This is a genomic window from Mesorhizobium sp. M7A.F.Ca.US.014.04.1.1 (genome assembly GCF_003998745.1).
Taxonomy (GTDB): Bacteria; Pseudomonadota; Alphaproteobacteria; order Rhizobiales; family Rhizobiaceae; genus Mesorhizobium; species Mesorhizobium ciceri.
On the sequence record NZ_RZRW01000013.1, the window covers coordinates 1 to 21354 of the forward strand.

Below are 21354 nucleotides of genomic sequence, written 5' to 3' on the forward strand. Positions count from 1 at the left end.
GCTTTGACGGCCACATCAGCGAGGACGAGTTGCTGTATCGCTTCGTCACCAGCTTCGCGACGACGGCCGATGAGGTCGACCGTTTTGGCCAGCTGATCGCCTGATACCGAAATCCCCGATAACAAAAAAGCGGCGCCTTTCGGCGCCGCTTCCGTCTCGGGAGGAGACTTGTACTTTAGGCAGCGGTCTTGGCCTCGATCTGCTTGGCCTTGGCCGAAGATGCCGTAATCGCGATCTTGCGCGGCTTCAGCTCCTCGGGGATGTTGCGCTTGAGGTCGACGAACAGCAGGCCGTTCTTCAGCGAAGCACCGACAACTTCGACGTGGTCGGCAAGCTGGAAGCGGCGTTCGAAGGCTCTCGAGGCAATGCCGCGATAGAGCAGTTCAGAGCCTTCGCCGGTGCCCTCGTCCTTGCGCTCACCCTTCACGGTCAGCACGTTGCGATGGGCTTCGATCGAGATTTCCTCGTCAGAGAAGCCGGCAACCGCCATCGAGATCCGGTAGGAATCCTCACCGGTGCGCTCGATGTTGTAGGGCGGGTAGGTCTGCGCGCCATCCGGCTGCGCAAGCGAATCGAGCATCGTGAACAGACGATCGAAGCCGACGGTCGAGCGATAAAGCGGGGAAAAATCAACGTGACGCATGAGGTGTTCTCCTGTTGAGCAACATGGTTTGCGTATGGCCGGTGCGAAACCCTTGAGCGGCGTTTCGGGTGGGCCAGCGGCCCCTACATTGGCGACCGCACGAGACATTTGGGGAGCGCTGGAAAGCATTTCAAGATTTCACCTGGCGGCAAAAGCCACGGCGGCCGGACCCTTGATGAACGGCAGATGAACCGGCACTTCGGCGCGCGTTCAGGCAGCCGGCGCTAAAGTCCATTCCAGGATCAAGGACTGGCGGCGCCGATTGCACAACAGGCACCGCAACGAGGCCGACCGGGTGTAACGTCCCTTCCTCCCGGATCGACAGAGGCCGGAAGCACGCTTTCAAGCGGCTTCCGGCCTTCCCTGTTGCAGCCCAGTCAGTCACCGGGAATTCCTTGGCTTTTGGCGCATGGGCGTCTATCACCATAGCGGAGCCGGCCAGCGCAGGCGGGCATGCGAGACGCCGAGCACGAAGCGCCGAATGACGGATCTTTTCACCGAAAACTCCCTTTTTCACGAAATCGAGGGCAATCCGCGGCCGGAAAACGCCGCCGGCGGCTTCTTCACCACGCGTGACCGCAAGAATATCCGCTACGGCCTGTTCGGCGCGGTCGCTCGCCCGATGAAGGGCACCGTGGTCCTGCTCACCGGCCGCAACGAGTGCATCGAGAAATATTTCGAAACCATCCGCAACCTTGCCGATCGTGGCTTTGGCGTCGCCACGCTCGACTGGCGCGGCCAGGGCGATTCAGACCGGCTGATCCGCGATCGCCAGCGCGGCTACGTCAGCAGCTTCCGCGACTACACCGCCGACCTCGAACAGTTCTTCGAGGAGATCGTGCTGCCCGATTGCCGCGGACCCTACTACATCCTGGCCCATTCGGCAGGCGCATTGATCACCCTGCTGGCCGCGCCGTCGATGGTGAACCGCGTCCGGCGCATGGTGCTGATCGCGCCTTTCCTGACGCTGCCCGACCTTCCGGTCTCGATCTCGACGGTTCGCCGCGTCTGTTCCCTGTTCTGCGCTCTCGGCCTCGGCCGGCTCTATGCCGCCTGGGGTCCGCGGCCGAGGGCAACGGCCCCTTTCGAGACCAACAAGCTGACATCGGACCCGGAACGCTATCGGCGCAACACACGGATCTATGAAGAATACCCGCAACTGGCGCTTGGCGGGCCGACGATCCGTTGGCTGCGGGCAGCCGCGAAAGCTTCGGAAGCCGTCAACGACCCCGACTTCATGGCCCGGATCCAGGTCCCGCTGCTGATCATCGCCGCCGGCGCCGACCAGGTCGTCTCGACCAGGGCTGTCGAAGCCTACGCCAGGCGTCTGCGGCTCGGTTCATTGCTGATGATCGACGGCTCCCGCCACGAAATCCTGCAGGAAGCCGACATCTACCGCGAGCAATTGCTCGCCGCCTTCGACGCCTTCATTCCCGGCAGCGACGACCCCACGGCCTGACGGCCGCCGGTCGCTGGTCAGCCGCGCAAGGCAGCCATGGCAGCTGCGTGGAGTTCCGGCGTTGCAGCCGCCAGGACATCGCCGCCCTTTTCCGCAGGCCCGCCATCGAATGTGGTGACCACACCGCCTGCCTTCTCGATGATCGGGATCAGCGCCACGATGTCGTATGGCTTCAAACCGGGATCGGCGACGATATCGACGCTTCCCGAAGCGATCATGGCGAAGGCATAGCAATCGGCGCCATAGCGGGCGAGTTGGATCTGTCTTTCGAATGCATCGTAACGGTTGCGCGCTTCGCCTTTGAATAGCGCCGGCGTGGTGGTGAACAGCGTCGCCTGGTCCAACTTCGTCGTCTTGCGGGTCGTCAGTTTTCGCGGCCCGCCCGGCCCCTCATAGTGCGAACCTGAGGCGTTGGCGTAGAACAGCTCGCCGGTGAAGGGTTGCGCCATCATGCCGGCAACGGCGTCACCGTCGACCGTCAGCCCGACCAGCGTGCCCCACACCGGCAGGCCGGAAATAAAGGCGCGCGTGCCGTCGATCGGGTCGATCACCCAGACATGCCGGCTCGAAATGTTCTCGCTGCCATGCTCCTCGCCAAGAATGCCATGGTCGGGATACTCGGCAGAGATCAACGCCCGGATAGCGCGCTCGGCCTCGCGATCGGCCTCGGTGACCGGATCGAAACTGCCCTGTTCCTTGTTGGCGACCGCGCCTTGGGCACGAAAGCGCGGCAAGGTCTCCGCCGCCGCCACCTGCGCGATGCGGCGCATGAAATCGACACTGATGTCCAACTGATTCTCCCGCACTGCAGCATGTCCGAGCCGTGCTCTGCCGCCAATTTCGTACCAAAACAAGTGTGTTCGACTACTTCTCCGCGACGGCATCTGTTGCCCGGATGTCACATAAGCGTCGTCGAAACGCAATTTCCACATCAGAGTGAATTAAAAAAGCCTGAAGGTCGCTTGACATTTGTGCAACGCACAATACCCTTGACCTCGGACAGGGTTTCCTGTCCATGCCCTCCTTGGGCGTTTCCTCCCTAGACTTCGACCGTATCGTGCAAACGATGCGGTCTTTTTTTACGCCGCGATTTCACTCCGCGGCCAGCGGCAGGTCGATGAAATGATGGTCGGGCATCGACATCAGGTCGGCTGAGAACCGCGTCAGATCGTCGGCCAGCGCATCGAAGCCGGCGGCCTTCTCGAATGTCCGTTCGTTCATGTAGAGCCCGCGATTGACCTCGATCTGCAGCGCATGCAGATGGCGCGCCGGGCGGCCGTAATGCTCGGTGATGAAGCCGCCGGCATAGGGTTTGTTGTGGGCAACCGAATAGCCCATGGCGCTGAGCAGGCCGATCGCGGTCTCGGTCAGGGCGGCGGTTGCCGAGATGCCGAAACGGTCGCCGATGATGAAGTCGGGCCGCAGCCCGCTGTCGCCGACACGGATGCTCGCCGGCATCGAATGACAGTCGATCAGCACGGCAAAACCGAACCGCGCATGGGTCCGGGTCAAAAGCCGCTTCAGCGTCTCGTGATAGGGCTTGTAGACGGTTTCGATCCGGGCAACGGCTTCCGACAGCGGCAGGCGGCCGGAATAGATGTCGAGCCCCTCGCCGACCAGCTTCGGCACCGTGCCAAGCCCACCCGCCACCCGCGCCGAGCGGATGTTGCAGAAGGACGGCACTGGCTCGGCGAACATGCGAGGATCGAGCTCCCACGGCTCGCGATTGACGTCGAGATAGGCCCTCGGAAAATTCGCCGCCAGCAGCGGCGCGCCGAGCGCCACGGCACCGCCGAACAGCTCATCGACGTAACAGTCTTCCGACCGGCGGATGGCGTTGCGGTCCAGCCTTGCCATGGCCAGGAACCGTTCGGGATAGTAGCGGCCGCTATGCGGCGAATTGAAGAGGAAGGGGACGCGCTGCTCGGCGCCCGACCGGATTTCGAAGGGTGGAAAGACCGAAAAATCCTCGGCTGCCGTCTTCAATTTGAACGAACCCGAAAACACCAGTGCATCATGATGTGAAAGTGCCACCTTGCAGGCCGCGTGTCCAGCATTTCAGCGGCGGCACACCCCCGGCAAATATGGATCATCGCCGTCCGCGTTCACTTGATGTTTACCCTCACCTCCTCATATACAGGATGGTTAACGGGCTTGCCCAACGGCAATCTCGGGCGGGTGATTCGGACAGGATATCATGGCACGCATTCTTCTGGCGGAAGACGACGACGATATGCGTCGGTTCCTCGTCAAGGCGCTGGAGCGCGCCGGTTACCAGGTCAGCGATTTCGACAATGGCGCCAGCGCCTATGAGCGGCTGCGCGAAGAGCCGTTCTCGCTGCTGCTGACCGACATCGTCATGCCGGAGATGGACGGCATCGAGCTGGCGCGCCGCGCCACCGAGATCGATCCCGATCTGAAAGTCATGTTCATCACCGGTTTCGCCGCCGTTGCGTTGAACCCGGATTCCAAGGCGCCGAAAGACGCCAAGGTGCTGTCGAAGCCATTCCATCTGCGCGACCTCGTCAACGAGGTGGAGAAGATGCTGCAGGCGGCCTGAGCCGTTTTCTAGGCGAGGCGCCGCACCTCTTCGCCACTGCGGCGAGACGACGCCTTCTTTCCTTTTTCCTGCTATTGACGCGCTGGATCAAAAATGGTGTATGCGCGGCTTCGGATGGGCGTGTAGCTCAGCGGGAGAGCACTGCATTGACATTGCAGGGGTCACAGGTTCAATCCCTGTCACGCCCACCATCCAACCAGACAAATCAGACTTGGATCGACATGCTGGCCGGCTCGCCAGACAAAGCGCGTGGGCATGACGCGCGGGATGAGCAGCGTCGAGGTGCTGGCGGAAGAACGCCTCACTTGGGATAAGCAGGGCACAGCGTGGCACAGGGCCGTCCAGGGCGCGCGTTACACAGAGGTGGACGATTTCGGTGCCTCAAGGGGAGGCTGGACGTTGGCGAGCTTTCGAGCGCAACCCGCCCGTCCCAGCGCTGACCGGAACGGGCGACACGCAATCAGATCATTGCGGCGCTGGATCAGGCGTATTTCCCGGCCTGTCGCCGCCGCCCTTGCCTTCGCGGCAAGGCTCGCCGATGCCGCAGCATTTGCCGTTATAGGTGACGCCAGGCTTCAGCTTGTCGCATTCCCTGGGAGCGGTTGTCTTGCAGCCGGCCAGCACCGAAACGGCGATGGCGGCCAAAAAGACGTTTCTCGAGACAGTAAACATAAGACGTTCTCCTTGATGAACCATGTTTGGACACATCACTTGGTCGCGCCTCGGGTGAATTGGTTCACAAAAATAGTGATGGCGGCGAAAACAACCCTCACGGTTATTCGACAGAGGACACTCCTGGGCAGGCGCAGCAATCGCGTGGCGACGTGTCGGCGACGGCGAACACGCCCACGATGACGATGGCGGCCGATGCGGCGTCCTAGATGAATTGCGTGGTCATCTGGTCTAGAATCCAGCCAAAGCCCTGGTGATGCCGACAAGATGGCAACGAAGATCACGGCGGCAATAAGCTGAGCACGGTGTTCCTGGACCTGGGGCGGGAACGCAGCACTGATTTGGGTTGAAGATAAGCGGGCCTTGCGGCATGCGTTCCGGGACAAGGTGAAGTGAGGAGTTTATGCGGGGCGTTGCGATTCTTACAGAGGGAAGAAGCGGTTCGAACTGGCTGGGAAGCCTGACGAACGCAACTGGCCTGATGGGACGGTCGGAGGAATGGCTTGATCCGGCCTATCTACGTTTCGATCCCCGCACCTATGATGATCTTGAAAAAGCGGTCATCGAGAAAGCGTCGACCGACAACGGGCGGTTTGCGATCAAGTTGTTTCCGCGCCATCTGGCCTGGTGTAAGGAGAAATTCGGAAAGGATTTTCTATTCGAGATTCGAAGAAAACACGGCTTGGAATTCATTTTGTTGGAACGTCGCGACCGAATTCAGCAAGCTATTTCGTTCTACCGAGCTAGGATGTCTGGAGTGTGGACGAGCCGGCACGAAGGGAAAGTCAATCCGCGCTCTGTTCCTTATAGCTTCGCCGACATCAGCCAAGCGTATTTCCAGATTGATCGAAGCTATGCGTTCTGGAGGTCCTACCTACAACTTGCGGGGCTGGATTGTCGTCAATTCGTCTACGAAGATTTGCAGCAAGACCCACGGCCCTATCTGGAAGCTGTGGCGGATTATATGGGCGTCCAGGTCCCGGAAGACACCGCCAATTCGAGATTCACTGTTCAACGGGACAGCCTCACGGAAGAATGGATAGTGCGCTTTCGTGAGGACGCAGCGGCCAAGGGCGCCATTGAGGGCATCGGGGAGATGGCGGTGCCAAGAACGCTCGACAATATCGCCCGCTTTGCCCTGAAACGGCCCCTGATCCGAAAGCGCTTCTAGAGGCAGGTACTTTCTTCGGGGAAATTCGATGATCGTTGCAGCTGGCTCGGTTCCAGCGCTCGATGCCCCGGCTCTTCCTCCAGAACACCTGGAGTAAATCGCGCCGGTCAACCGTCTGCCCGCAGTAATGATCTTCTTCCGGGATGTCCTGGCCGCCGTGCAGCTTGCTGGGAACGGCGGGCCAGGGTCAGATAGTTTCGTCATGTCGCTCGAACCTGCCATTGCGGCAAAAAGTTCCGGAACCATCCTTCAAGCTGATGGAATCGCGGATCGCGTGTGCAGGATCGGCATTTCCCGGCTGTTCGCCGAGGTAGAGCGGTTCGCATTTGGGTTGACTTCTAGCCTGCGCCTGGCGCAACGCCGCATGTAGTGCTTGAAGTTGGCGAAGGGTTTCTCGATTGGGTTGAGGTCCGGACTATAGGGGGCAGGAAGGAGAGCCTCGCGGAGCCAGCCTACTGGTCATCGTCATCGTTATTGTCTGGATTGTCGACCAAACATCCCGCGCCGTGACACCCTTGGTAATTGCCTTGAGTGTCGAAATTCGGATTGCCATCCTTGTCGTAACTCGGCCTTGGATCGATGTAGCTGTCGTCCTTTCGACGCGCTTCCTTGCGATCCTTGTCTCTCTGTTCTTGCGCGGCCATGCGATCCAATGAGCGCTGCTCATCTTCTGAACGTTGTGAGGTCTGTTGCATCATGCAGTCGGCAAACCTGTTGGTTCCTGGCCTGTAGCCGTAAGACGCGCACTGTTGCTGATCCATTGCGCGCTGATCCTCAGCGCTGACGCAACCGGCAACCGCCAACGGCACAAGCGCGATCAGCACATATCTCATCTTGAAATTCGGCATTTTGTCACTCCAGATTATTCTGATGGCACCGGGCAAGAGAGGTCACCCTCCTGGCAGTTCAGGTAGGCCTTCAACTGCCTGGTGCGGGCCTTGGTCAGGTCAGCCTGACAAGCAGCGGCAACCATCGGCGCCGCGGAGCCACCATCGTCACCGCTGGATTGAAACGTGCATTCGGCGTTGCGGAACGCAATCCACGCTCTCTGCGCTTTCACGAACCGTGCCTTGCCGTCGGAATCATCCGTAAGCCGCTTCTGGATTTGCTTGAAGGTCTGGTTCAATGCCTGATCGGCTCTTTTGAAATCCGAAGCTGGATCAGCCAGAGCCGCGGTGGCGGCGAACGACAGCATGGCGACCGCAGCAAGTAGAAAACGCATGATTGTATCCCCCTCATGAAAACAACCACAAGTAAGCACGCATAGGAGCAGCCGGCAAGGCCTGGAAAACCATATAGTAAGCAAAGGGTTGTCGGGTTCAACAATGCAGGACGGACGAGGCTAGGGCCGTGAGGTGATATGCGGGGAGTGGCAGATAACTCATGTATTCGATGCAATGGCGGTCGAATGCGGCCGCCACAAGCTGACCATGTTTGGACACATCGCTTGGTCGCGCGCCGGGAGGATTGGTTCCAAGAAAATTGCGATCACCGGCGCATCTTTTGCGAGCTTGCCTTTGCGTGAAGGCGAATCGCCGATGCCGGGGCATTTGCCATGCTATGTGGTTTTCGGATTTGATTTATCGCATTGTCCTGTCGGCGTTGCCTGGCAACCTGCCGTCACTTATGCAGCAGAACGTAACAGGACATTCGCAACGTTACATGCGAGAGACGTTTTCCATGATTGATCGTGCCGCACAATTCAGGGCTTCGTCGCCTCACGCTCAAAAATGGTCCAGAATCAAAGTCGGAATGATTGGCGAAACCGCGCGCATCCCCGAGGCGGTGATCGGGATCCGGTCTCCCTGCGTGCCGTCATGAGTTCACAGTCCGGTAGGACAAAACTATCGTCCTGGCCGAAGATATATCGCGAACTGAACCGTGTGCGCACGCAATTGCGGTCGCCGTGGTCGACATTGGGCAACGCGCTCATTTCCGCAAAGCAGAATGCTGAATACCGGCGCGGACTCGGCAAGCGGATCGAGGCCGCCCGCGAGACTTACACGGCGTCGCCGATCTCGCAGATTGCCGACAGCTTCATGCTCGTCCGGATCATCGGCAATGATCTGGAACCGCGACACCGCAAGGGCCAGTCATTCGACAACGTGCTGTTCATTCTGGACAACGAACCGGTCTTCGACGCCTGCGAAAAATTCTGGATCGTCAATCGAATAGTCGACACCGACGAGGAAGCCCGGATCATCGGCCTGCTCGAAAGCCGCCGCCAGAATTTTCATACAATCCCCTTCGAACTCGATCAGTACCGGAAGATATCCTGGGACGTCGACCAGCTTGTTGCCGGCGACCTCCGATTCTCAGAGAAGGGCCGGGCGAGCGGACAGTCCGCGCGTTACGAAACGCACATCCGCCGCAGCAAGAACCTCTATGTGATGAACAACAATGGGGCTCGCAACGCCGCGCTCGCGATTGCCCGCGACAGGGCAAAATGGCTGATGCCCTGGGACGGGAACTGCTACCTGACAGCCTCTGCGTTCCAGCGGATACGGTCCGCGATCGAGAAAAACCCGCACCTTCCCTACGCTGTGGTGCCCATGGCGCGCATTGTCGACAATGCGCTTCTGCTGGACCAGAGCTTTCAGCCGCCGGCCGAGGAGGAGCCGCAGATCATATTTCGAGCCGATACCACGCAACTGTTCGACGAAAACTATGGTTACGGAAGGCGGCCAAAAATCGAGATGCTGTGGCGGTTGGCAGTTCCTGGCCCCTGGGACCGCTACCGCGACGACGCCTGGGATTTTCCACGCCCGGTCCGGGCGGCGGATGCCGGGCTGCTCCAGAAAGCGGGCTGGGTGGCGCGCCTGGATTCAGGGCGTTCGCATCTGGAGATCGGCAAGGCCGGCTTCGTCGCGCGTCTGGTCAGCCGCGATCAGGCGATCGTCGATATGGTCGATCAATGTGACGCCAAGGCAGTCGCCGCTCGGCTTGATACCTCCCGCCTGGCCTTTTATGACGAAGACGCCCTGGCCAACGCGGTGAAGGACGGGCCCATCCTGCACCATCTCGAAACCGCGGCCGGACAGGCACTCGCCCGCGGTCCGTTCAGCGTGCTCGACAAGACTGGCCTAGCCCCCAGCGGGGATCCCCAGGACTATTTTCACCCTGCGCCTTACTGGTGGCCCGACCCCGACAGACCCGACGGCCTGCCCTATATCCGGCGCGATGGCGAACGCGTGCCCGGCACGGCATTGTATGCAGCAGGAAGCGAAACCTACGATCGCACACGCTTGCAGCGCGTCTTCGACGACACAACCGTGCTTGCGCTCGCCGCAACCGTGCTTGATGGGCATCATTATGCCGTCCACGCCGCCAGGCTCTTTCGCGCATGGTTTATCGATCCCAGGACAAGAATGAACCCGCATTTGCGCTATGCGCAGGTGCGGTCGGGCCACGACAACAATGAAGGGTCCGGCCACGGCATCATCGAGCTGAAGGATTTCTATTTCTTCCTGGATGCCGTACGCCTGCTCGAGCGAACAGGAGTACTGGGCGACGAGGATCGCGAGGCGTTCAGAGCCTGGCTCGGTTCCTACTGCGAATGGCTGGACACCGCGCCGGCAGCCGCGACGGCCTTCTGCAGCAGCAGCAACCAAGGAACATATTACGATTTGCAGCGGGCATCGATCGCCACGTTTCTTGGCGACAGCGCCACCCTGGCCAAGATCAGCCTCTATGCTCGGGAGAGACTAGCAACCCAGATCGCAGCCGATGGCTCCTTGCCCAGGGAACTGTCCCGCACGCGCCCCAGGCACTACGCCATGTTTACCTTGCAAGGCTGGACGTCGCTGGCCCGTGTCCTGTCTTCGGTCGGTGACAATCTCTGGCAACACAAGACAGCCGAGGGGCTGGGACTGGTCCAGGCGCTGCACTGGCTTGTTGCGCACGAGAACAAGCCACACACCATGTCGGCCGAAACTGTCGATCCGGATCGGCTTGGGCCGCTGCTTCTCGACCTGACGCACCATGATCCCGCAGGAATGCCACCTGCCGATCTGGGAAGGGCGACCAAGCCCATTTTTCATCCAGACGAGGCAATCGCGCCTTTTTGGCTGTGGCGGAGACATTAGCGACGCCCGGCATTCCTGGCCTGTTACGTCGATGATGAGAACCACTTTCCGCGCTTCAAACACCCGCGACGGTGCAAAGGCTCTTCATCCTGGTCACCGCCAGTTCCGGATCGGCCAGCAATCCGGCCTGGTCGGCAAGGCGGAACACGTCGGCATAGTGACGGATGCCGCGCGCCGACTGCATACCGCCGACCATCGCAAAATGATCCTGATGGCCGTTCAGCCAGGCCATGAGGACGATGCCGGCTTTGTAATACTCGGTCGGCGCCTCGAAGATCTTTCGCGACAGCGGCACGGTCGGCGCCATCAACGCGTCAAAGCCGGCGCGGTCGCCTTCCGCCAGTTTCGCCAGCGCCGCGTTGGCAACCGGCGCAATCGCGTCGAAAATACCCAGCAATGCGTGCGAGTGCCTTTTCTCGTCGCCGGCGATCAGTTCGGGATAATTGAAATCGTCGCCGGTGAACATGACGACGCCGTCCGGCAGACGGTTCCTCAGCGCGACCTCCTTGCCGGCATCGAGCAGTGAGATTTTTATCCCCTCCACCTTGCCAACGTGGCATTCGATGATGGCAACGACTGTATCGAGAGCGACCTCGAAATTCTCGCTGCCCCAATAGCCCCTGAGCGCCGGATCGAACATGTCGCCCAGCCAGTGCAGGATGACCTTGCCGGAGGACTGTGACAGGATGCGGTCGTAGACCCTGACATAGTCGTCCGGCCCTTTGGCAACTGCCGCCAACGCCCGGCTGGCCATCATGATCGCCTTGCCGCCGAGCCCTTCGATTAAAGCGAACTGCTCTTCATAGGCCTTGATGACGTCATCGATTGTTTTGGCGGCGGCGGGCGCCAGATGGTCGGTGCCGGCGCCCGAGGCGAGATCGGCGCCATCGACCGTGCGCGCCTCGGCGATCGAGCGGCGGATCAATTCCTGCGCGTTTGCCCAGTCGAAGCCCATGCCGCGCTGCGACGTGTCCATCGCTTCGGCGATGCGGAAGCCCAGCCGCCACAGATGGTGACGGAACGCCATCGTCCTCTCCCAGTCGATCACCGGTCTGGACCACGGATCGGTCATGGCGAGCGGATCGGCAACGACGTGCGCGGCGGCATAGGCGATACGCGAAAATCGCGCGCCGATGTCAGGCTGCACGGGCTCGCCGACCAGCGTGTACCGGGTGCTGCCGCCACCCTCACCAGGCAAGGAAATGTCCATCCATCGCTCCCTTCACAACGCTACTAAATGGAACGTTCCAATAAATCAAGGACCTTTAAGATTCGAACTCCCTGCAGGATGAAATGCTGCATTGCAACAGGAAAGCCTTATGAAGCATGCCATTTGAGTACGCACAATCGATGTTCGAGGCGCGGGAAAAATCCCGATTGACTCACGAGCGGAGCAGAGATTAGAACGTTCCAATAGTTTTGGGCCTGCAGTCGGGAGGATGCATCTGGATGGCCAACCGGGCCAAGGCGACGATATTCGACATCGCCCGCGAAGCGGGCGTGTCCAAATCGACGGTATCGCTCGTGCTCCAGGGCAGCGGACTGATCCGGCCCGAAACAGCGAGCAAGGTGCGCAAGGCGATCGAGGATGTCGGTTACGTCTACAACCGCGGCGCCGCCAATCTGCGCAAGGCGCACTCCAACGTCATCGGCATGGTCATCAACGATCTCACCAATCCTTTCTTCGCGGAGCTGGCGGTTGGCATGGAGCGGGTCTTCCAGTCGGCCGGCATCGTGCCGTTCATCGCCAACACGGCGGAAAATCCGGTGCGCCAGGAAGAAGTGCTGAAGTCGCTGATGGAGCAAGGCGTCGCCGGCCTCATCGTGTCGCCGGCTCGCGGCACGACGCCGGGCGCCTTCAGGCGGATCGAGACGGCAGGTCTGCCGGTGGTCTTCGCCATGCGCCGGCTTCCCGAGAGCCGCATTCCGGTCATCGCGCCCGACAATCATCGCGGCGCCTATCTCGCCACCGCTCATCTGATCGGCAAGGGACATCGCCGGCTGGTCTTCTTCGGCGGCTCGTCCGATCTCGTCGTCTATCACGAGCGGCTTGGCGGATTTCGCGAAGCCTGCGAGACGCAGGGCATCTCCGACCGCGACACTCTGGTCGTCGAGGGAGAGACCAGCCGCAGAGGTGGTATCGCATGCCTCGAAACCGCTCTCGCAATGGCTGAACCGCCGACCGCGGCACTCTGCTTCAACGACGCCGTCGCCTTTGGCGCCATGCTGGCGCTGCGCAAGCGCGGGCTTGAGCCGGGAGTTGATTTCGCCATCGTCGGCTTCGACGATGTGGCCGAGGCCGAGCACTACATGCCGGCTCTGACCAGCGTCGCGGTGGACTCGGCGGGCCTCGGCGAACGCGCCGCCCATGTCATGTTGAAAATGATCCAGTCACGCACAACACGGGCCGAAGACCATATCGGCGCGGTCAATCTGGTGGTCAGGGAAAGCTGCGGCCCGGATCGCCGCATTCGAAACAGGGCGGCCGGTTCGGGAGGCGCTGCATGAGCGTCAAATGGAGCTTGATCGGTGCCAGCACGATCGTCAGGCAGTTCATGATCAACGCCATCCGCGCGCAAGGCGAGGACAGCATCTGGTCATCGGCGTCAGTCGAAGCAGCATTGCAAACCGCGAAATCAGGCAAGGCGGTCGCAATCGAGCCTAAGCTCGGGAGTGTGAATTGAGCAAGGTGGTCTCCGCAGCGCAGGCAGCCGGCCTGGTCAAGGACGGCATGGTCGTGTCGGTGTCCTCGTCGAGCGGCCTCGGCTGCCCCGATGCGGTGCTCGCCGCGATCGGCGAACGCTTCGACGCAGAAGGCCATCCGAAGAACATCACCACGCTGCACCCGATCGCAGCCGGCGACATGTATGGCATCAAAGGCATCGACCATCTGGCCAAGCCGGGACTGCTGAAGCGTACCTTGTGCGGCTCCTACCCGTCCGGCCCCTCCTCTTCCGAACCGCCGCAGATCTGGAAGATGATCGGCGACAATTCGGTCGCCGCCTACAACGTGCCGTCCGGCATCCTGTTCGATATGCACCGCGAAGCCGCGGCCAAGCGGCCGGGCGTGCTGACCAAAGTCGGTCTCGACACCTTCGCCGACCCGCGCCACCAGGGCTGCGCCATGAACGCCGCCGCCAGCGAGCCGATCGTTTCGGTGCAGCAGTTCGACGGCGAGGAATGGCTCTATTTCCGCTCTATCGTGCCGCAGGTGTCGATCATCCGCGCCACGTCGGCCGACGAGCGCGGCAACCTCACCTACGAGCATGAGGGCGCCTATCTCGGCGGACTGGAACAGGCGCTCGCCGCCCGCAACAATGGCGGCATCGTCATCGCGCAGGTCAAGCGCGTCGTCGAGAACGGCACGCTGAAACCGCATGACGTGCGCGTGCCGGGCGTCCTGGTCGACCATATCGTCGTTGCGCCCGACCAGTTGCAGACGACGCTGACACCCTATGACCCGGCGATCTCGGGAGAAATCTTCCGGCCGCTGTCGAGCTTCCGCACGCCGGAGATGAACGTGCAGAAGGTGATCGCGCGCCGCGTCGCCATGGAGTTGCGCGACGGCATGGCCGTCAATATCGGGTTCGGCATTTCCGCCAATGTGCCGCGCATCCTTCTCGAGGAAGGCCAGCACGGCAAAATTACCTGGGTGATCGAACAGGGCGCGGTCGGCGGCGTGCCGCTGCTCGACTTCAAATTCGGCTGCTCATCGAACGCCGACGCCTTCATGCCCTCGCCGCACCAGTTCATCTATTTCCAGGCCGGCGGCTTCGACGCCTCGCTGTTGTCCTTCCTGCAGATCGATCGACACGGCTCTGTGAATGTTTCGAAGCTTTCGGCGCGGCCGCATGTCACCGCCGGCGCCGGCGGCTTTGTCGACATCACCGCACGGGCGAAGAAGATCGTCTTCTCCGGCTTCTTCAATGCCGGCGCCAAGCTGTCTCTGGCCGATGGCGGCATCCGCATCGACCACGAGGGCAAGGTCAAGAAGGTGGTCAACGAAGTCGAGCACATCTCGTTTTCGGGCAAGCGCGCGGTGGCGCAGGGACAGGACATCACCTATGTCACCGAACGCTGCGTGATGAAGCTGACGCCGGAGGGGTTGGTCGTCACAGAACTCGCACCCGGCATCGATCTGCAGCGTGATGTGCTGGCCCAGTCGGAAATTCCGTTGGCCGTTGCCAGGGACCTCAAGACGACACCGGCAGCCCTCTATCAGGAGCAACCGATAGGCCTGTCGCTGAATGGCGGCGCCTCGGTCGGAGGCGCGCGTGGCTGAGCCTCTCGTCACCTTCGAGCAGGATGGCGCCATCGGTACCATCACGCTGCGCCGGCCGGAGAAATTCAACGCACTGGACATTCCGATGCTGCGGGCGCTAGAGACGGCGCTCGACGCGGCCGAGATGGCCGAGGGCGTCCGCGTCGTGCTGCTGCGCGGCGAAGGCAAGGGCTTTTGCGCCGGTGGCGATGTCGAAGCCTGGGCGCAGATGAGTGCCGCCGATTTCCAGGTGCAGTGGGTGCGCTACGGCCACCGCGTCTTCGACCGCTTGGCGCGGCTGCGGCAGCCGACAATCGCCGTCCTGTCCGGCCATGCGCTTGGCGGCGGCCTGGAACTGGCTGCGGCTTGCGACTTGCGCGTGGCGGAAACACAAGTGAAATTAGGCTTCCCGGAAACCTCGATTGGCGTCGTGCCCGGCTGGTCCGGTACGCAGCGCGCCGTGCGCCGCTTCGGCGCGCAGACGGTGCGCCGCATGGCGCTGGGCGGCGAGATCCTTCTCGCCCCCGAGGCACTCGCCCTGGGCATCGTCGACCGGGTGGTCGCAACTGGCAACGCACACGAAGAAGCAAAGGCGTGGGCGGAAAAGATCGCCGAGCGCGGCCCGCTGGCGACGGAAGCCGCCAAGCTGATGATCGCGGTCGCCGAAGGCGAGGAAAGTGCCGCCGCCACCGAAGCGCTGGCCAGCGGCTTCATCGCCCTGACCGGCGATCTGAAGGCCGGCGTCGATGCCTTCAAGGCCAAGCAGAAGCCGGCCTTTTCGAGATCCTAGAGCAAACATATGAACGCACCCCTGAAGATCGCCATGCCGGCCGAGGCGGCCGAAGCCCCGAAAGGCTACAAGCTGCTGATCAACGGCAAGCATGTCGATGCCCGCGACGGCCGCACGATTGCTCGAAACAGCCCCGGCCACGGCTTCACCGTCTCGCACTATGCGCAGGCCGGTGAGGCCGAAGTGGAAGCCGCTGTGCTTGCCGCCCACAGGGCTTTCGAAACGGGTCCATGGCCGCGCATGAAGGCGGCCGAACGTGCCGGGATCCTGCTCAAGGCAGCTGATCTGATCGAGGGCCGGCTGGAAGACATCGCCCGGCTCGACGCACTGGAATCGGGCAAACCGATCGCCCAGGCACGCGGCGAGATCGGCGGCGCCGTCGACATCTGGCGCTATGCCGCCTCGCTTGCCCGCACCCTGCATGGTGAAACCTACGCCAATCTCGGCGACGCCATGCTGGGTGTCGTCCTGCGCGAACCGATCGGCGTCGTCTCGATCATCACCCCGTGGAATTTCCCGTTCCTGATCGTCAGCCAGAAACTGCCCTTCGCGCTCGCCGCCGGCTGCACGGCGGTGGTCAAGCCGAGCGAAATGACCTCGGCCTCGACCTTCGTGCTCGGCGACATCCTGATGCAGGCCGGCCTGCCCGCCGGCGTCGTCAATATCCTGGCCGGACTTGGCGCCGATGTCGGTGCGCCGATGGTCAGCCACCCGCTGGTCGAAATGGTCTCGTTCACCGGCTCCACCCGCGTCGGCAAGATGACGATGGCATCCGCCGCGCAGTCGCTGAAGAAAGTCTCGATGGAGCTCGGCGGCAAGAACGGCCAGATCGTCTTCCAGGACGCCGACCTCGAAGCGGCCGCCGATGCGGCGGTGTTCGGCGGCTTCTTCAATGCCGGCGAGTGCTGCAATGCCGGCAGCCGGCTGATCGTGCACGAGGCGATCGCCGACGATTTTCTCAGCGCCGTCAAGGAGCTTGGCGCCAGGGTCACGGTCGGCGATCCGCTCGATGACCAAACCAAGGTCGGCGCGATGATCTCGTCCGACCATTTGGCCAAGGTTGCCGGTTACGTTGCGGCAGCCGCGACCGAGGGCAGCAGCATCTACAGCGGAGGCAAGCAATTGGCCTCCAATATCGGTCAATACCTCGATCCCACCATCATCCGCGGCGTCACCGAGGACATGGCCATAGCGCGCGAGGAAGTGTTCGGCCCGGTGCTCTCGGTGCTGACTTTTGAATCGATTGAAAAGGCGTTGCACATCGCCAACAACACGCCCTATGGTTTGTCGGCAGGCGTGTGGAGCGCCAGCATCGACACTTGCATGTCGGTCGCGCGCGGCGTGCGTTCGGGAACCGTTTGGGTGAACACGTTCATGGAAGGTTATCCCGAGCTGCCTTTCGGAGGCTACAAGCAGTCCGGTCTCGGACGCGAACTCGGCAAACGCGCCGTCGAGGATTATACCGAGGAAAAGACAATCCAGTTTCATCGCGGCCAGCGCACCGGGTGGTGGGTCGGCTGAGTTGAGAAGAACCCGGCGGCATCCGCCGGTCGTGTAATGCAACAAGGGAGGAAGTACATGTTGCGCAAACTGCTTATCGGAACGGCTCTCGCGTCGGGCCTGGCTTTCGCGGCCCACGCCGAGGACGTCAAGGAAGTCCAGATGCTGCATTGGTGGACCTCGGGCGGCGAAGCGGCTGCTCTCAACGTCCTCAAGGGTGATCTGGCCAAGGAAGGCTATGCCTGGAAGGACGTGCCGGTGGCCGGCGGCGGCGGCGATGCCGCCATGACCGCGCTGAAGGCGATGGTCGCGGCCGGCAATTATCCGACCGCCTCGCAGATGCTCGGCTACACCGTGCTCGACTATGCAGCCGCCGGCGTCATGGGCGACCTGACCGAAACGGCGAAGAAGGAAGGCTGGGACAAGTCCGTTCCGGCAGCCCTGCAGAAGTTTTCGGTCTATGACGGCAAGTGGGTCGCGGCGCCGGTCAACGTTCACTCGGTCAACTGGCTGTGGATCAACAAGGCCGTCCTGGACAAGATCGGCGGCACCGAGCCGAAGACCTTCGACGACTTCGTTGCCCTGCTCGACAAGGCCAAGGCGGCAGGCGTGATCCCGCTCGCTCTCGGCGGCCAGAACTGGCAGGAAGCCACCATGTTCGACTCCGTCGTGCTGTCGACCGGCGGACCCGAGTTCTACAAGAAGGCCTTCAACGACCTCGATGACGAGTCCCTGAAGTCCGACACGATGAAGAAGTCGTTCGACAATCTGGCCAAGCTCGTCACCTATGTCGACCCCAACTTCTCGGGCCGCGACTGGAACCTTGCCACCGCCATGGTCATCAAGGGCGATGCCCTGGTGCAGGTCATGGGCGACTGGGCGAAGGGCGAGTTCCACGCCGCCAACAAGACCCCGGGCACCGACTTCCTGTGCTATCGCTTCCCGGGCACCGACGGCTCGGTGATCTACAACTCCGACATGTTCGGCATGTTCAATGTTCCCGACGACCGCAAGGCCGCCCAGGTCGCACTGGCCACCGCCACCCTGTCGAAGAGCTTCCAGTCGGCCTTCAACGTCGTCAAGGGTTCGGTTCCGGCCCGTACCGACGTTCCGGACACCGACTTCGACGCTTGCGGCAAGAAGGGCATCGCCGACCTGAAGGCAGCCAATGAAGGCGGCACGCTGTTCGGCTCGCTGGCCCAGGGTTATGGCGCGCCTCCGGCAGTCGCCAATGCCTACAAGGACGTCGTTTCGAAGTTCGTCCATGGTCAGATCAAGACCTCGGACGAAGCCGTGACCGAGCTGGTCAAGGCGATCGACGACGCCAAGTAAGCGCCACGCGCCAAAAACGCCTTCCCCGCTCCGGCGGGGAAGGCCCAGATCCGCGAACATAGATCCGCGAAGCTGGTTGGCCGCGAGTCGACGGGAGGAGCCCCATGAGCACGGTAGCGACAAGCCAGATCAAGCTGACGCCGGAGCATGCGCGGCCACGCGCCTCGGTGCGCTCGCGCCTGCAGGACGCATTGCCGAAGATCGTGCTGGCGCCGAGCTTCGCCATCACCATCGTCTTCGTCTACGGCTTCATCCTGTGGACGATCTATCTGTCCTTCACCAATTCCAAGACCTTCCCGTCCTATGTCCTAACCGGCTCGCGCGCCTATCAGCGGCTGTGGGGCTGGACCTTCGACACAGACCCGCCGTCGAGCTGGTACACGTCGATCACCAATATGGGTATTTTCGGTTTCCTCTACATCGCAATCTGCCTGGCGCTCGGCCTGTTCCTGGCCATCCTGCTCGACCAGAAGATCCGCGGCGAAGGCGTGTTGAGGCCGATCTATCTCTATCCGATGGCGCTGTCCTTCATCGTCACCGGCGTCGCCTGGAAATGGTTCCTCGATCCCGGCCTCGGTCTCGAGCAGACCTTGCATCAATGGGGTTGGACGAGCTTCCATTTCGACTGGATCAAGAATAAGGATTTCGTCATCTACACGGTGGTCATTGCCGGCGTCTGGCAGGCCTCCGGCTTCATCATGGCGATGTTCCTGGCCGGCCTGCGCGGCATCGACGGCGAGATCATGAAGGCGGCGCAGATCGACGGCGCCACCAACTTCCAGCTCTATCGCCGCATCGTCATCCCGCTGCTGCGGCCGATCTTCCTGTCGGCCTTCATCGTGCTCGCGCACCTCGCCATCAAGTCCTACGATCTCGTGGTCGCACTGACCAGCGGCGGGCCCGGCGGCTCGGCGTGGCTGCCGTCCAACTTCATGTATGAGTACACGTTCAAGCGCAACGAAATGGCCGTCGGCTCGGCCAGTGCGGTGATCATGCTGATGACCATCGTCGCCATCATCGTGCCCTATCTCTATTCGGAACTGCGGGAGAAGCCGCGATGAGCGCCGTCACCACTCCCGCCCGCCAGGCCTCCGGCGGCGTCAACGTCAAGACCCTCAACCGCATCGTCATCTACGGGCTGCTGGCGCTGTTTGCGCTGTTTTACCTGATGCCGCTGTTCGTCATGCTGGTGACCTCGTTCAAGACCATGGACGAGATCCAGAACGGCAACATGCTGGCGCTGCCCAAGGCGCCGACCTTCGACCCGTGGCTGAAGGCGTGGGGCGAGACCTGCGTCGGCCTCACCTGCGCCGGCATCAAGGGCTATTTCTGGAACTCCATCAAGATGGTGGTTCCGGCCGTTCTGATCTCGACCATGCTGGGCGCGCTGAACGGCTACGTGCTGACGAAATGGCGTTTCCGCGGCGCAACGCTGGTGTTCGGGCTGATGCTGTTTGCCTGCTTCATTCCGTTCCAGTCGGTGCTGTTGCCGATGGCGACCATCCTCGGCAGCCTCGGCCGCTTCGGCGTCACACTGCAGAACTCGGTCGGAACGAGCTTCGGTCTCGGCAACCCGACGGTCAACCTGGTCTTCGTCCACGTCGTCTACGGCATCGGCTTCACCACGCTGTTCTTCCGCAACTACTACGAGGCGTTTCCGACCGAACTGGTCAAGGCGGCACAGGTCGACGGCGCCTCCTTCTTCCAGATATTCCGCCGCATCATGCTGCCGAACTCGATGCCGATTTTCGTCGTCACCGTCATCTACCAGTTCACCAACATCTGGAACGACTTCCTGTTCGCCTCGGCTTACGCCGGCACCGGCGACGCGATGCCGATGACGGTGGCGCTCAACAACGTCGTCAACACCTCGACCGGCGTCGTCGAATACAACGTCAACATGGCCGCCGCGATGATCGCGGCACTGCCCACCCTTCTCGTCTATGTGCTCGCCGGCCGCTACTTCGTGCGCGGTCTCATGGCTGGCGCCGTCAAAGGATGATCTGATGGCTTTTCTGGAAATTGATGGTCTGAGAAAGCGCTTCGGCCAGGTCGAGATCCTGAAAGGGATCGATGTCGAGCTCGAGAAAGGCGGTTTCCTGGTGCTGGTCGGCCCTTCCGGCTGCGGCAAGTCCACTTTGCTCAACACCATCGCCGGCCTGGAGACGATCACCTCGGGCGAAATCCGGGTCGACGGCCGCGCCATCAACGATCTGCACCCCTCCAAGCGCGACATCGCCATGGTGTTCCAGAGCTATGCGCTCTACCCGAACATGACGGTGGCCGGAAACATCTCCTTCGGCATGGAGATGCGCGGCGTGCCGGCGGCGGAGCGCCAGAAGGCGATCGACAAGGTGGCCAAGGTGCTGCAGATCGGCCACCTCTTGCAGCGCAAGCCGAGCCAGCTTTCGGGCGGCCAGCGCCAGCGCGTCGCCATGGGCCGGGCGCTGGTGCGCGACCCCAAACTGTTCCTTTTCGACGAGCCTTTGTCCAACCTCGACGCCAAGCTGCGCGTCGACATGCGCATCGAGATCAAGCGCCTGCATGCCACCACCGGCACCACCATCGTCTACGTCACCCACGACCAGATCGAGGCGATGACGCTGGCGACCAAGATCGCGGTCATGCGGGATGGCGAGGTGCAGCAGTTCGGCACGCCGGCCGAAATCTACAACAACCCGAGCAATCTCTTCGTCGCCGACTTCATGGGCTCGCCGGCGATGAACCTGATCCCGGCGACGATCGGTACGTCAGGCAATGCGTTGTCCGTCGTGCTGCAGCGCGAGGCGCGCGAGCCGATCAACCTGCCGATGGCCAATGCGCCGGCGGGCCTGTCGGCATTCCAGGGCAAGCCGATCATCTTCGGTGTCCGTCCCGAAGC

At 61.9% G+C, this 21354-nt stretch carries 22 protein-coding genes, 1 tRNA gene and 1 pseudogene; 16 read left to right on the top strand and 8 right to left on the bottom strand.

The features are described from left to right. Positions 1-175: 175 nt before the first annotated feature. On the bottom strand, positions 176-643 hold the full coding sequence (locus tag EOA22_RS01730) for an Hsp20 family protein (protein ID WP_013529716.1): 468 nt from the start codon (positions 641-643) through the stop codon (positions 176-178). A gap of 481 nt (positions 644-1124) precedes the next feature. Between EOA22_RS01730 and EOA22_RS01735 the strand changes: the two genes are divergently transcribed. Beyond that, positions 1125-2102, top strand: coding sequence for an alpha/beta hydrolase (locus tag EOA22_RS01735; protein WP_063170330.1), 978 nt, complete (start codon positions 1125-1127; stop codon positions 2100-2102). 17 nt (positions 2103-2119) lie between these two features. Here EOA22_RS01735 and hisN read toward each other — a convergent pair whose 3' ends face one another. Together hisN and EOA22_RS01745 are read right to left on the bottom strand one after the other, a co-directional pair. Then, on the bottom strand, positions 2120-2893 hold the full coding sequence (gene hisN / locus EOA22_RS01740) for a histidinol-phosphatase (protein WP_024502739.1): 774 nt from the start codon (positions 2891-2893) through the stop codon (positions 2120-2122). Between the two features lie 301 nt (positions 2894-3194). Next, positions 3195-4136 carry an N-formylglutamate amidohydrolase gene (locus EOA22_RS01745; protein ID WP_013529713.1) on the bottom strand — a complete coding sequence of 314 codons (942 nt, stop codon included), beginning with the start codon at positions 4134-4136 and terminating at the stop codon, positions 3195-3197. Positions 4137-4299: 163 nt separating this feature from the next. On the opposite strand from EOA22_RS01745, the gene EOA22_RS01750 reads away from it, so the two are divergent. Then, complete coding sequence (locus tag EOA22_RS01750) at positions 4300-4662, top strand: response regulator (protein WP_006199474.1); 363 nt, start codon at positions 4300-4302, stop codon at positions 4660-4662. A 116-nt stretch (positions 4663-4778) separates the two neighbouring features. Further along, positions 4779-4853: transfer RNA gene (locus EOA22_RS01755), tRNA-Val, on the top strand. 274 nt (positions 4854-5127) lie between these two features. Here EOA22_RS01755 and EOA22_RS01760 read toward each other — a convergent pair. Then, entirely contained in the window at positions 5128-5334 is a 207-nt protein-coding gene (locus EOA22_RS01760) for a hypothetical protein (RefSeq protein WP_013529712.1), read from the bottom strand. 403 nt (positions 5335-5737) lie between these two features. Here EOA22_RS01760 and EOA22_RS01765 point away from each other — a divergent pair, with 403 nt between their 5' ends. After that, positions 5738-6505 carry a Stf0 family sulfotransferase gene (locus EOA22_RS01765; protein WP_027161395.1) on the top strand — a complete coding sequence of 256 codons (768 nt, stop codon included), beginning with the start codon at positions 5738-5740 and terminating at the stop codon, positions 6503-6505. A 127-nt stretch (positions 6506-6632) separates the two neighbouring features. Further along, complete coding sequence (locus tag EOA22_RS37585; RefSeq protein ID WP_063168951.1) at positions 6633-6875, top strand: hypothetical protein; 243 nt, start codon at positions 6633-6635, stop codon at positions 6873-6875. Here the strand turns inward: EOA22_RS37585 and EOA22_RS38540 are convergent. From EOA22_RS38540 to EOA22_RS01775, 3 genes and pseudogenes are all read right to left on the bottom strand, one after another. Next, a pseudogene (locus tag EOA22_RS38540) lies at positions 6842-6948 on the bottom strand (transposase); the annotation flags it as partial. The gene EOA22_RS37585 and the pseudogene EOA22_RS38540 sit on opposite strands and share 34 nt — an antisense overlap. A gap of 9 nt (positions 6949-6957) precedes the next feature. Then, on the bottom strand, positions 6958-7353 hold the full coding sequence (locus EOA22_RS01770; protein WP_013529710.1) for a hypothetical protein: 396 nt from the start codon (positions 7351-7353) through the stop codon (positions 6958-6960). Positions 7354-7367: 14 nt separating this feature from the next. Next, positions 7368-7727 carry a lysozyme inhibitor LprI family protein gene (locus EOA22_RS01775; protein WP_024502741.1) on the bottom strand — a complete coding sequence of 120 codons (360 nt, stop codon included), beginning with the start codon at positions 7725-7727 and terminating at the stop codon, positions 7368-7370. Between the two features lie 175 nt (positions 7728-7902). Between EOA22_RS01775 and EOA22_RS01780 the strand changes: the two genes are divergently transcribed. Continuing rightward, on the top strand, positions 7903-8193 hold the full coding sequence (locus EOA22_RS01780; protein WP_127219021.1) for a hypothetical protein: 291 nt from the start codon (positions 7903-7905) through the stop codon (positions 8191-8193). A 129-nt stretch (positions 8194-8322) separates the two neighbouring features. Then, a complete protein-coding gene (locus EOA22_RS01785; RefSeq protein WP_063168952.1) occupies positions 8323-10590 on the top strand; it encodes an alginate lyase family protein in 2268 nt (755 codons plus the stop codon). 55 nt (positions 10591-10645) lie between these two features. Here EOA22_RS01785 and EOA22_RS01790 read toward each other — a convergent pair whose 3' ends face one another. After that, positions 10646-11800, bottom strand: coding sequence for a dihydrodipicolinate synthase family protein (locus EOA22_RS01790; protein ID WP_063168953.1), 1155 nt, complete (start codon positions 11798-11800; stop codon positions 10646-10648). A gap of 239 nt (positions 11801-12039) precedes the next feature. Between EOA22_RS01790 and EOA22_RS01795 the strand changes: the two genes are divergently transcribed. From EOA22_RS01795 to EOA22_RS01835, 9 genes are all read left to right on the top strand, one after another. After that, a complete protein-coding gene (locus EOA22_RS01795) occupies positions 12040-13098 on the top strand; it encodes a LacI family DNA-binding transcriptional regulator (protein ID WP_013529706.1) in 1059 nt (352 codons plus the stop codon). Continuing rightward, positions 13095-13274 carry a hypothetical protein gene (locus EOA22_RS01800; RefSeq protein WP_013529705.1) on the top strand — a complete coding sequence of 60 codons (180 nt, stop codon included), beginning with the start codon at positions 13095-13097 and terminating at the stop codon, positions 13272-13274. The genes EOA22_RS01795 and EOA22_RS01800 overlap by 4 nt, the downstream gene beginning before the upstream one ends. Further along, entirely contained in the window at positions 13271-14872 is a 1602-nt protein-coding gene (locus EOA22_RS01805; protein WP_063168954.1) for an acyl CoA:acetate/3-ketoacid CoA transferase, read from the top strand. Before EOA22_RS01800 ends, EOA22_RS01805 begins: the two co-directional genes overlap by 4 nt. Next, entirely contained in the window at positions 14865-15641 is a 777-nt protein-coding gene (locus EOA22_RS01810) for an enoyl-CoA hydratase/isomerase family protein (protein ID WP_013529703.1), read from the top strand. The genes EOA22_RS01805 and EOA22_RS01810 overlap by 8 nt, the downstream gene beginning before the upstream one ends. Before the next feature lie 9 nt (positions 15642-15650). Continuing rightward, the gene (locus tag EOA22_RS01815; RefSeq protein WP_127389821.1) at positions 15651-17162 is read left to right on the top strand and encodes an aldehyde dehydrogenase family protein; all 1512 of its coding nucleotides are present in this window, start codon (positions 15651-15653) and stop codon (positions 17160-17162) included. Between the two features lie 57 nt (positions 17163-17219). Then, complete coding sequence (locus tag EOA22_RS01820) at positions 17220-18473, top strand: ABC transporter substrate-binding protein (protein WP_013529701.1); 1254 nt, start codon at positions 17220-17222, stop codon at positions 18471-18473. Positions 18474-18577: 104 nt separating this feature from the next. Beyond that, entirely contained in the window at positions 18578-19534 is a 957-nt protein-coding gene (locus tag EOA22_RS01825) for a sugar ABC transporter permease (RefSeq protein WP_063168956.1), read from the top strand. Next, on the top strand, positions 19531-20475 hold the full coding sequence (locus tag EOA22_RS01830) for a carbohydrate ABC transporter permease (protein ID WP_027161386.1): 945 nt from the start codon (positions 19531-19533) through the stop codon (positions 20473-20475). Before EOA22_RS01825 ends, EOA22_RS01830 begins: the two co-directional genes overlap by 4 nt. A gap of 4 nt (positions 20476-20479) precedes the next feature. Then, positions 20480-21354, top strand: an 875-nt coding sequence (locus tag EOA22_RS01835; RefSeq protein WP_245478579.1) for an ABC transporter ATP-binding protein, incomplete at its 3' end; no start/stop codon positions are given.

Coding starts and splice junctions, on each gene's coding strand:
- EOA22_RS01815 (WP_127389821.1), top strand. CDS start 15,651: ATGAACGCACCCCTGAAGATCGCCATGCCGGCCGAGGCGGCCGAAGCC.
- EOA22_RS01775 (WP_024502741.1), bottom strand. CDS start 7,727: ATGCGTTTTCTACTTGCTGCGGTCGCCATGCTGTCGTTCGCCGCCACC.
- EOA22_RS01820 (WP_013529701.1), top strand. CDS start 17,220: ATGTTGCGCAAACTGCTTATCGGAACGGCTCTCGCGTCGGGCCTGGCT.
- EOA22_RS01770 (WP_013529710.1), bottom strand. CDS start 7,353: ATGCCGAATTTCAAGATGAGATATGTGCTGATCGCGCTTGTGCCGTTG.
- EOA22_RS01825 (WP_063168956.1), top strand. CDS start 18,578: ATGAGCACGGTAGCGACAAGCCAGATCAAGCTGACGCCGGAGCATGCG.
- EOA22_RS01765 (WP_027161395.1), top strand. CDS start 5,738: ATGCGGGGCGTTGCGATTCTTACAGAGGGAAGAAGCGGTTCGAACTGG.
- EOA22_RS01800 (WP_013529705.1), top strand. CDS start 13,095: ATGAGCGTCAAATGGAGCTTGATCGGTGCCAGCACGATCGTCAGGCAG.
- EOA22_RS01780 (WP_127219021.1), top strand. CDS start 7,903: ATGGCGGTCGAATGCGGCCGCCACAAGCTGACCATGTTTGGACACATC.
- EOA22_RS01785 (WP_063168952.1), top strand. CDS start 8,323: ATGAGTTCACAGTCCGGTAGGACAAAACTATCGTCCTGGCCGAAGATA.
- EOA22_RS01735 (WP_063170330.1), top strand. CDS start 1,125: ATGACGGATCTTTTCACCGAAAACTCCCTTTTTCACGAAATCGAGGGC.
- EOA22_RS01750 (WP_006199474.1), top strand. CDS start 4,300: ATGGCACGCATTCTTCTGGCGGAAGACGACGACGATATGCGTCGGTTC.
- EOA22_RS01760 (WP_013529712.1), bottom strand. CDS start 5,334: ATGTTTACTGTCTCGAGAAACGTCTTTTTGGCCGCCATCGCCGTTTCG.
- EOA22_RS37585 (WP_063168951.1), top strand. CDS start 6,633: ATGATCTTCTTCCGGGATGTCCTGGCCGCCGTGCAGCTTGCTGGGAAC.
- EOA22_RS01830 (WP_027161386.1), top strand. CDS start 19,531: ATGAGCGCCGTCACCACTCCCGCCCGCCAGGCCTCCGGCGGCGTCAAC.
- EOA22_RS01730 (WP_013529716.1), bottom strand. CDS start 643: ATGCGTCACGTTGATTTTTCCCCGCTTTATCGCTCGACCGTCGGCTTC.
- EOA22_RS01790 (WP_063168953.1), bottom strand. CDS start 11,800: ATGGACATTTCCTTGCCTGGTGAGGGTGGCGGCAGCACCCGGTACACG.
- EOA22_RS01795 (WP_013529706.1), top strand. CDS start 12,040: ATGGCCAACCGGGCCAAGGCGACGATATTCGACATCGCCCGCGAAGCG.